We start from the raw sequence: 9,689 nt of genomic DNA, 5'->3' as shown, positions 1-9,689 counted from the left end.
CATGGCGGGTGAAAGTCCTGGACGTCCCCGACTCCCGACATGGACGCCGGTGTCTAAGGCGACTGGTTCGATGTGATCCCGTTGCCTCGCGCCCGGGTGGCCCTGGTCGTCGGTCGTCTCGGGCGATGTGCGTCCTTCGCCGTGCTGGTCTGGCCCAATGTGGTGATGACGGCCACGGTGAGCGCACCGTCACCGCTCTACCCGCTGTACCGGGAGCGCTGGGGTCTCACGGTCACGATGCTGACGGTGGTCTTCGCGGTGTACGTCGTCGGTCTGCTCGGGCGCGTTGCTGACGCTCGGATCGCTCAGCGACCACCTCTGTCCATGACTGAACTGGTCCGAGTTCGGTAGAGATCTCAGATCGTGGCTGTGACCTGGGGTTTCGTGAGTTCCGTGTCATAGTTGGCTTCGTACTCCACGGGCGGGATATGGCTATCTCACCGTGGAGTCGGTGGTCGTTGTACCAGTCGACCCGTTCGGCGGTGTCACCTGGGCGAGCGTCTTCCAGGGCCGGTGGGGTTTGATCAACTCGGTCTTGTACAGTCCGATCGCCGGTTCCATCAGGGCGTTGACGCTCCTTTAGTTGTCAACTCGCGTGGCTGGATGGGTTTTTGGTCGCGGTCGCGTTGCCAGATCGCCATCTCGCAGGGCGTCCAGAACGAAGACAGTCTTCTTGGCGGTGGCCGTCGACCAGCCGACGATCCGGCGGGAGACCGTGTCCACGACGAACGCGATGTAGAGGGTGACCGACCATGTCCTTCTGCCACCCAGCACCGGTTTGGGGGCCGCGGCGACGAAGTCGCTGTCGAGACGGTCGGGAGCTCACTCGACCTGCCCGCCGGGAAGCGTGGTGATCACACGTTTGCCGCGGACCGCCCCCTGAATGCCCATCTCACGCATCAGGCGTTCGACGGTGCTCGCCCCGTAGACACGGTTGTTGGCGGTGTGGATCTGACTGATCAGCTCCCTTAGCTGAGCGTCCCGCACCGACGTACGGACGGGGCGGCCAGTCGTTTCTTGTGGGCGTAGTAGGTGGAAGGGGCGATTGAACCTTCCCCTTGATCGTGGACACCTGGAGACTCGGACCTGAGGTTCCAGAGGAAATAGCACCAGGTGGGAAGCAAGTACACGAAGCGGTACACCGAGGAGTTCAAGCGGGACGCGATCGCGCTCGTCGACTCCTCGGGCAAGACGGTCACTGCGGTTGCGAGGGAGCTCGGCATCGGCTCCGAATCCTTGCGCGGCTGGTACCGCAAGGCCAAGACGGACCGGGGCGAGGGCACCTCCGGCGAGTTGACCAGTGCCGAGCGCGAGGAGCTCAAGCGGCTGCGCAAGGAGAACCGCGAACAGCAGCAGACGATCGAGATCCTGAAAAAAGCGACCGCCTTCTTCGTGAAGGAGAACGACCGGTGAGCGAGTTGTACCGGTTCATCCATGCGGAGAAGGCCAACTACCCGATCGTTCTGCTGTGCCGGGTGCTGCATGTGGCCCGCTCCTCCTACTACGCCTGGCGCGAGGGCGAGGCCGCCCGTCGTGCCCGGCAGTCCGCCGACGACGCGCTCGCGCACGAGATCACGGTGCTGCACCTCGCTTCCCGCCGCACCTACGGCGTTCCGCGCATCCACGCCGAGCTGCGGCGCCTGGAGCGGCAGGTGAACCGCAAGCGCATCGCCCGCGTGATGCGCGAGCGCGACATCCGGGGCGTCACCCGGCGCAAGCACCGCTCGCTGACCCGGCCGGACAAGAAGGCGACGCCGGCCCCGGACCTGATCGGCCGCGATTTCCATGCCGATACTCCCGGCACCAAGCTGGTCGGCGACATCACCTATCTGCCCACCGCGGAGGGCTGGCTCTACCTCGCCTGCTGGCTGGACCTGGCCACCCGCGAGGTCGTCGGCTATGCCATGGCCGATCACCATCGCGCCGAACTCGTCGTGGACGCCCTGGACATGGCCCATGGCCGGGGTGGGCTGGAGCCGGGCTGTGTGATCCACAGCGATCGCGGCAGCGAGTACACGTCGATCCAATTCCGCGCTCGAATGCGGGAGTTGGGGCTTCGGCAGAGCTGCGGGCGCACAGGATCATGTTTCGACAATGCCGCCGCGGAGAGTTTCTGGGCCCTGCTCAAGGAGGAAATCGGCACCCGGATCTGGCCCGACCGGGCCACCGCCCGCGCCGAGGTCTTCAACTTCATCGAGACCTTCTACAACCGCCGCCGCCTGCGCAAGCACAAGGTCTTCGGATACCTCACCCCGGCTGAGACCAGGCAGCGGCATCAACACACCCTCGCGGCATAACCATTACGTGTCCGAGATCACGGGGAAGCTTCAGGTGTCACACCAGCTCAACGACACCGACGAGCAAGCAGACACGCCACTCACGAGTGAAGCTGACCAAGCACTACTAGGCGCTGGGAGTGGACGTCAGCGTACGGAGGAACTGTTCGAACTGGATCCAGAGCTGGCGCGGTGAGGGAGGATCTGTTGCGCTCGCCTCGTTCCGCAGCGAGGACGCTTTCCAGCACAGCGGGGAATCGTCGCAGAGCCTCTTTTCTCATGGTCACGTAGCAGCGTGTGCCCTCCATCCGTTGCCAAGTGAGTCCCGCCTCACGAAGGGTCTTCATGTGGTGACTGAACGTCGACTGTGCGACTCGAACGGTGAAGTCTGTGCGCACATGTTCCTTGCCGTCCGCCAGGACGCCCATGACGTGCAGGCGGACAGGGTCACCCAAAGCCGAGAGCACCGCGGCGAGGGTGACCTCTTCGAGGTCGGGGTGGCTTACTTCCTTGGGCACAGCCGGAAGCATACATCGATTATCGACGATTTTCGATATAGTGTCCCTCGCGTAGACACCCGACTGTGCTGACGTTTGCCGGCGGCCGTGTCCTGAAGCCAGTCGTACAGCAAGAGGAAGACGCATGATGGAACACCAGCACGCCCGACCCCTTCATGACCGCGTCGTCATCGTCACCGGAGCCGGTACGGGGATCGGCCGGGCAACGGCGGTCGCGATGGCCGAAGCGGGGGCGCACGTCCTTGGTGTCGGACGACGCCAGGTGGCCCTGGAGGAGACTGCCGCCATGCACCCCAGCATCGTGACTCTGGCCACGGACCTGCGCTTGGAGCATGCCCCTGAGCTGATCATCGGTACGGCGATCGACCGATGGAACCAGCTTGACGTGGTGGTGAACAATGCTGGCGCCACCGCACGTGTCTCGTTCGACGAGGTGACCCGCTCGCGCATCGCCGACCTGTTCGACCTCAACGTCATCGCACCCACCATGCTCGCCCAGGCGGCGTTGCCTCACCTGCGCCGCAGCAAGGGTTCGATCATCAACATCTCCAGCACCTACGGCCATCGCCCCCACCCGGGCGGTGCCCACTACGGGGCGACCAAGGCCGCCCTGGAACAGCTGACGCGGACCTGGGCGGTCGAGCTGGCCGAGGACGGGATCAGAGTGAATGCCATTGCCCCCGGTCCGACCGAGAGCGAGGCTCTGTCCCTCAGCGGGCTAACGGAGGAGGAGGTGATGAAGGTCAAGAAGGAGCAGGCATCCCGGATCCCTCTGGGAAGGAGGGGAGAACCGGAGGAAGTCGCGTCCTGGATCGTCCGCTTCGCAGATCCCACCGCAACGTGGCTGACGGGCCAGGTTCTCACGATCGACGGAGGCCTCGAACTCATCTGAATACGCTTTTCCGTTGATCCACCGGGCATCAGGTTCGAGCAGAAATGCGACGGCTCCGGCGATCTCGTCGGCCTCGCCCGCCCCTCCGAGCACGACACCCATGCTTTCGGCACGCCCTCGGGGAGTACCTGCTCGCTCCTCTGTGACACCGAACGCGGCGACCACGCCGTCTGCCAGTCGGCCGTCGTCTGTCCGCCCGGCGCGCGGACCGGTCCGAGAGACACCGCCTTGACTCGGATCCCACCGGGCGGAACTCCTCCGGCAGCGTGGTCGACGACCATAAGAGGCGGCCGCGGTAAAGGAGGTTGGTCAGGTCGGCCGCGTGGTGCCCCGGCTCGGGTCCGTACATGTCCCAGATCGCCGCCGTCACTGCCGCTTCGAACGCAGGGGCACCGGCTGTGAGGAAGAAGCCGAATTCCAAGACCGCCACCGGGACTGCGGTGTCGTCGACGTGGATGTTGGGGACCAGACGCCGTGGTTGGCGGTCAAGGGGGCCGTCGGCGGGCTCGCAGCGATTCAGGGTCCACTCGACCGCTCAGAACAACCGGGCGCCGCCGCGGCGAGCACGTTCCGGTGCCGACGGGCGGCACACTCGGCCAGAACGGCCAGCGCCTCGGGGAAGCGGAGCGGGTGTGCCCCGCAGCGGGCGGTCGTCGCCCTGGACGGTCAGCTGCCGCATCGCGGGCGATCCCGGCACAGACGCCAGGCCACGCAGCACAGTGAGTGCTCAGTCGCTCCCACACCACGATCAGGGCCCTCAGCAGATAGTGGGCGTCGTCCAGCAGGCGGGATGTATTCGCTCACGGCGAGCGCGGCGCCCGCCCCTGCAACGCGCGTGCCGGCGCAGCCGATAGCACAGGCTCGCGGGCAGGCACGGTTTGCAGCAGAGCAGCCCGGCAGCCGACAGGCGGCCGGGCTGCTGCTCGTAGGCGATGGAGCGGGACACCGTGCCTTTGAACCGCTGGGGGACGAGGAGCCAGCCGCCCGGGGTGAGCTGCTGCAACCAGGTGTGTGCTGCTGCCCGGGGACTATCCGAGAGGACGCGAGGGTCGGGGCCTCGCGCCACGGGCCCCGGTTACGCCGCCACGGCAGGTTGAAAAGGACTCGATGAAGCAGCGCGATACGCCCGTCAAGGCGGAGAAAGCCTCTCTCGCCGAGGTCGGCGGCGACCATCAACCCCGACAATCTCGTACGACTGGGCTGTCACACCCGGAGGGGCTACCTCGTCATCTCTGATGAGAGCGCACAACGGCGCGCGCCCGAAGAGCGTGGCGCAGGCCACACGAAGGAAGCAAAGGAACCATGACCGACTCCCAGCGTGTCAACATCGGCGAGCAGCACCCTGCCGCCTACAAGACCCTCATTGCCCTGTCGTCGGAGGTGGAGAAGGCCGCCGCCGCAGCTGGCCTCGACCCGCTTCTGGTCGAGCTGCTGAGGATCCGCACCTCGCAGATCAACGGCTGCGCGTTCTGCCTGCGCATGCACACCCGCGACGCCCTCAAGAAGGGCGAGAACCCCGACCGGATCGCGGTGCTGCCCGCATGGGCGGAGACCGGCTACTTCTCCGAGACCGACCGCGCCGCCCTCCGCCTGACCGAGGCGATCACACTCGTTCCGGACGGGCACGTCAGCGACGAGGACTTCAACGCCGCCGCGGCCGTACTCACCCCGGACCAGATCTCGGCAGTCGCCTGGCTGGCCACCGTGATGAACGCCTTCAACCGCGTCGCGATCACCAGCCGGTACCCCGTCGGCAACTGACCTCGACGGTGATAGCGGCTGCCGAAGCTCCGTCGTGTAGGTGAGGGTGGAATCAGCCGGGCGGCTTGCGCCAGCTGCCCGGCTCACACAAGCCGAGGCGTTCGACGGCGTACGTGTACGGGGAACGGCCAGGAGAGCCGGGCCGAGCCGCTCGTCCATGTCGATGCGGGAAGGTCCGTACGGGTTGCCGTCGGATCAGAGCCGGGCGGTCAGGCGCGCCGGCCCTCGTGCGGTCTCGCCGACTACCGCGAACATCTGAGCGGGTACGGTTGCGACCCCAGCGATTGAGGTCGCCGACTCGTTAGAGGAGTTCAGCGCCCCGCTTGTCGACCGAGTCCGACCAGTCCGGGTCGTTGGCGCGAGCCCAGCGCGGCGCAGCAGGCGTCAGGTGCGGCAGGTGCTCCGCCTGTGCTTTGTGCAGCCCGACCGACGGCGTCGTCCGGCGTCGGCGCTGGGGGCACGGCGGGCAGGACGGGCGGAGGTTCGGGTGTGCTCCACTGGGGCAGGGGTGGGCCGGCCTCACTTTGGGGCGGGGATGCTGGACATCGCCCGATCGTGGGCTTCGGTGTCGAGAGGTTCAGCACTTGCTTCTCCTGGACGCGGGCACCGAGGAGGACCCGACCGCGGCCTAATGCTGGGTGGGGGGCGGGCGCAGGCTGACCGCTGGGACCAGCATCGGCCAAGCGTTTCAGTCCTGACAAATTCGTGCGCGTCTGAGCTGTCACACTCGGAAGGGCTACCTCGTCTCCCTAATGAGAGCGCGGGAAGGCGCGACGAGCAGAACAGGTGCCGGAAGGTGGCATCGATCGTGCGGAATGACATAGGCCGCATACACCGGCACGTATAAGCAGTGCGTTCCAGCCGACATGACCGAAACTTGAATTTGAGGTGAAAAATGGAAGCCAAACCGGATTCAGAGTCGAAGATGCAGAAATTTGATATCTGCGCGAAGGGGATCCCGCCTCTCCCGGAGGGGACACATGGGATGGTGCAGGTCGTGGAACTTCCGCCGGGCGATCCTGGCCCGGAACCGCACCGTCACTCCGGCCCCTTGTTCGGGTACATGCTCGAAGGGGAGATGCTTTTCGAGCTGGAAGGTGGAAAGCCCTACGCGATCAAAGCCGGGGAGGGATTCTGGGAGCCCGCTGATGTCGTTCACTATCGGGCATCCAATCTGCGAGACGACATCACGAGTCGATTCGTGGTATTCATGCTCTGCGCTCCGGGGGTACCGATGACCACATTCCTTGACGAAGCTGAGATCGCGGAGCGTTCTCAGCTTCGCTACCCGAATGTGGAGATAGAGGAGTATTCTCGCCGAATGCCTCCGGTGCCGTCGTCCTAAAGGGTTTCCCGCGACTCGGCGAAGATACTGTCCGGGGCGGCGGTGTGCAAACGGGTCCTGTGCTCGACGGCCTGACCTTGGCCGCTCCGTGGCACTCGGGGTCCATCAGGTCACAGCGGCCGGTTCACTCAGTGAAACAGCTGCGACGAACCCTGACTTGATGTTCGGCTGCAATCCTTCGCGAGTACTTGTCGGATTGCTGCCGACCCTTTCCCTGGCGCCGTCACACTGGCGGATGGCATGAAAGGTTCACGTTTGATCAAGATGGGGGGGATCGTCCGCGGGAAGCACCCGCCGTCACACAGCGGCCCGGTGTTCAGTTGAAATGATTTTCCGTTGTATTTGCCCTCGGCCGACGCAAGGTGAGGCGCTTGTCCTCCACCGCGGGTGATGGCCTCCCAGGAGACGGTCCGGCGATCGTGCACCGCGTCTGCGCAGGCCTACGACGACGGACTGCATCGCGGCCGACGCCGGGCTGGAGTGAAGGGCATCTGAGGTGTTCGTCGCGGTCAGCGGGATGGGCACGTACCCGTGGCAGGCCCTCGACGAAGACGACGACATCTTCGAGGCCCTCGCGCATCGGCATCGGCACCGGACGAGGCCGTCGCCCGGTGCTGTGACCCGACCTGCTCGATCAACACCGTCCGGCGCAGGAGAAACGTAGGGACATCGCGGTGACTGCTCTGCACTGGTTGCTGACGATCTGCTTCGCCGCCGTTGCGGGGCGTGCGGCGTGGCGTGCGGGCGCGGCCCCCGACGGTGGAGCGGCTGCCGGGGATCCTGCCCTCGATCGTGTCGCACATGCGCTGCACGCCCTGATGGCCGTGGCGATGGCAGTGATGACCTGGCCGTGGGGCATGAGCGTCCCCGTCACACCGCAGGTGGTCTTCTTCTCCCTCGCGGCCATCTGGTTCCTGGCTGTGGCGTGCTTCGTTCGATCCTCGACCGCGCCGCTGTCATACCGGCTCCTCCACGCCGCTCCGCACGCCCTCACCATGGCCGCAACCGCATGGATGGCTCATATGATGCGCGCCGGCTCTTCCGTCGGCGGTGGCGAAAGCGGCTCCAGCATGGTGGATATGCCCGGCATGCAGATGAGTGCCCGGGGAAGTGCAGCCGCCGCGACGCTCACCGGCTCGGACTCCAGCTTCACGATCATTCTGGCCATGGTCGCCCTCGCCCTCGCACTGCCCTGGCTCACCCCAGGGTTCGATCTCGCCCGGAACAAACCAGCGGCGAGGACGCCGCATACGCCGATGCCAGCCTTGCCACACGGCCTGTCCTACCACGATCTCATGGCACTGGGCATGGCGGTCATGCTGATCGTGATCGCCTGACCGCGCACGCTCCGATGTCCGAGGGAACCCGGCCAACACGGCTGGATCTCCCTCGTGGTGCCTCCCGGTGATCGTGCCGGCGCTTCTGGAGCCTGCCGGGACCTGACCGCCGTGGTCGCCTCAGCTTCGGTTTCTCGGACCCGGGTCAATACTCCGAGTGGTGACCCCGAGTTTCACGGAGTCCGTGAACCGTTCCGGGTTCGATAGGGACTCGATCATTTGAGAGGATCGAGTCATCGCACGCCCTTCTCCCTATCCCCTTGAGCTGCGCAAACGTGCGGTCCGCATGGTCGCCGAGGTGCGGCCCGAGTACGACACCGAGTGGTCCGCGATGAAGGCGGTCGCCGCCAAGCTGGGGATCGGGACGGCTGAGTGCGTTGTGGGATGCGGTCCGATGCCATGGCTCCGATGGCGCAGAGGCTGGTGACCAGGGAGGTCGGGCAGGTCGAGGTCGGCTCGCGGAACGGGCTCTGAAGAGCAGGCCAGCCCGCCTGGGAAGGCTGTGCTGTCGCAAGGTGTCGCGGATGTGGTGGCCGAACCCGGCGTGTGTGGAAAGGTTCGCACCGGGCACCGCAACCGTCTGTGACACATCGGTGTCCGTGCAGTGACAGCTTCGTCCTACTGCTGTCCCTCGTCGGCTCGGCGCGCTGTGCTGAAGCGGCGCTGATAGGCGGCGGGGCTGAGGGACAATTCCTTCACGAAAACTCTGCGCATACTCTCATAATTCGGGAATCCGGCAAGGGATGCCGTCTGCGTCGCGGTATGCCCCTGGTCGAGTAGAGCTTTCGCCATGTCGAACCGGATCATCTCCACGTACCGGGCCGGCGTGGTGGACAGCTCTTCGCGAAAGAGCCGCGTCAGATGCCGAGGGCTCACATTGAGGTGCTTGGCGAGTTCGCCGAGTGAGTGGTTTCCCCCGGGATTCGCCGTGATCACGTCGGTGATTCTGCGGAGGGCCGGAGACCGGGGCGGCGATCCTTGCAGTGGGGCGGAGAACTGTGATTGGCCGCCAGAACGTTGCAAATAGACCACCAGGGCGCGGGCTACGTCGCGGGTCAGATCAGGGCCGTGATCCTCCTCGACGAGTGCCAGTGCCAGGTCGATGCCTGCGGTCACGCCTGCCGAGGTGTAGGTGGTGCCGTCGCGGACGTAGATCGCGTCGGGTTCGACGCGGCTGGCCCGGCAGCGGGCGGCGAGTTCGTGCGCGACCTTCCAGTGCGTGGTCGCGCGCTTGCCGTCCAGGAGGCCGGCGGCGCCGAGGATGAACGCTCCGGTGCAGATGGACGCGACCCGGGCGGCCCTGCCCGCCAGCGTTCGCGTGGCCTCGATCAGATCACGGGGCACAGGTGTGCGCGGAAAGAGGTCTGCGCCGGCCACCAGGAAGGTGTCAGGAGCAGGCTCCGTAGCGGCGGTGTCGACTGCGATCCGGATCCCGATGGACGAGGTGACATCGGCACCGGTCGGTGACACCAGCACGATCGTGTAGTCGGCACCGAGCCGGTTCGCTTCCCCGAACACCTCCGCGGGGCCGACGACGTCCAGGAGTTTGACCCCGTCGTA

The 9,689-nt window shown here is 65.9% G+C and carries 10 protein-coding genes and 2 pseudogenes; 8 read left to right on the top strand and 4 right to left on the bottom strand.

Annotated features, from left to right (window positions below; genetic code table 11):
• Positions 1-72 precede the first annotated feature (72 nt).
• Positions 73-351: a hypothetical protein gene (locus ACZ4O3_RS43875; protein WP_467727995.1), complete on the top strand. Its 279-nt coding sequence runs from the start codon at positions 73-75 to the stop codon at positions 349-351.
• Positions 352-822: 471 nt separating this feature from the next.
• On the opposite strand, the gene ACZ4O3_RS43870 is transcribed toward ACZ4O3_RS43875, so the two are convergent.
• The gene (locus ACZ4O3_RS43870; RefSeq protein ID WP_467727994.1) at positions 823-987 is read right to left on the bottom strand and encodes a hypothetical protein; all 165 of its coding nucleotides are present in this window, start codon (positions 985-987) and stop codon (positions 823-825) included.
• A gap of 126 nt (positions 988-1,113) precedes the next feature.
• Here ACZ4O3_RS43870 and ACZ4O3_RS43865 point away from each other — a divergent pair, with 126 nt between their 5' ends.
• Positions 1,114-1,413 (top strand): transposase, encoded by a 300-nt coding sequence (locus tag ACZ4O3_RS43865; protein ID WP_467727992.1) that lies wholly within the window; start codon positions 1,114-1,116, stop codon positions 1,411-1,413.
• Positions 1,410-2,297 (top strand): IS3 family transposase, encoded by an 888-nt coding sequence (locus ACZ4O3_RS43860; protein WP_467727991.1) that lies wholly within the window; start codon positions 1,410-1,412, stop codon positions 2,295-2,297. The genes ACZ4O3_RS43865 and ACZ4O3_RS43860 overlap by 4 nt, the downstream gene beginning before the upstream one ends.
• Positions 2,298-2,377: 80 nt before the next feature.
• Here the strand turns inward: ACZ4O3_RS43860 and ACZ4O3_RS43855 are convergent, their stop codons facing one another.
• Positions 2,378-2,794 (bottom strand): ArsR/SmtB family transcription factor, encoded by a 417-nt coding sequence (locus tag ACZ4O3_RS43855; protein WP_467727989.1) that lies wholly within the window; start codon positions 2,792-2,794, stop codon positions 2,378-2,380.
• A 124-nt stretch (positions 2,795-2,918) separates the two neighbouring features.
• On the opposite strand from ACZ4O3_RS43855, the gene ACZ4O3_RS43850 reads away from it, so the two are divergent.
• The gene (locus tag ACZ4O3_RS43850) at positions 2,919-3,686 is read left to right on the top strand and encodes an SDR family NAD(P)-dependent oxidoreductase (protein ID WP_467727987.1); all 768 of its coding nucleotides are present in this window, start codon (positions 2,919-2,921) and stop codon (positions 3,684-3,686) included.
• A gap of 719 nt (positions 3,687-4,405) precedes the next feature.
• Here ACZ4O3_RS43850 and ACZ4O3_RS43845 read toward each other — a convergent pair.
• Positions 4,406-4,602: pseudogene (locus ACZ4O3_RS43845) on the bottom strand (IS630 family transposase); the annotation flags it as partial.
• A 386-nt stretch (positions 4,603-4,988) separates the two neighbouring features.
• Here ACZ4O3_RS43845 and ACZ4O3_RS43840 point away from each other — a divergent pair.
• From ACZ4O3_RS43840 to ACZ4O3_RS43825, 4 genes and pseudogenes are all read left to right on the top strand, one after another.
• Positions 4,989-5,447: a carboxymuconolactone decarboxylase family protein gene (locus tag ACZ4O3_RS43840; RefSeq protein ID WP_467727985.1), complete on the top strand. Its 459-nt coding sequence runs from the start codon at positions 4,989-4,991 to the stop codon at positions 5,445-5,447.
• 895 nt (positions 5,448-6,342) lie between these two features.
• Positions 6,343-6,792 carry a cupin domain-containing protein gene (locus ACZ4O3_RS43835; protein ID WP_467727984.1) on the top strand — a complete coding sequence of 150 codons (450 nt, stop codon included), beginning with the start codon at positions 6,343-6,345 and terminating at the stop codon, positions 6,790-6,792.
• Positions 6,793-7,466: 674 nt separating this feature from the next.
• Positions 7,467-8,129: a DUF5134 domain-containing protein gene (locus ACZ4O3_RS43830; protein WP_467727982.1), complete on the top strand. Its 663-nt coding sequence runs from the start codon at positions 7,467-7,469 to the stop codon at positions 8,127-8,129.
• Positions 8,130-8,364: 235 nt separating this feature from the next.
• Positions 8,365-8,508: pseudogene (locus tag ACZ4O3_RS43825) on the top strand (IS3-like element ISMyma3 family transposase); the annotation flags it as partial.
• Between the two features lie 239 nt (positions 8,509-8,747).
• Here ACZ4O3_RS43825 and ACZ4O3_RS43820 read toward each other — a convergent pair.
• The coding region (locus ACZ4O3_RS43820) for a GlxA family transcriptional regulator (RefSeq protein ID WP_467727980.1) at positions 8,748-9,689 on the bottom strand (942 nt) is incomplete at its 5' end.

Source organism: Streptomyces sp. NPDC026515 (genome assembly GCF_055567595.1).
Note: the sequence above shows the minus strand (reverse complement) of the source record. Positions and strands in the feature narration are given on the sequence as shown.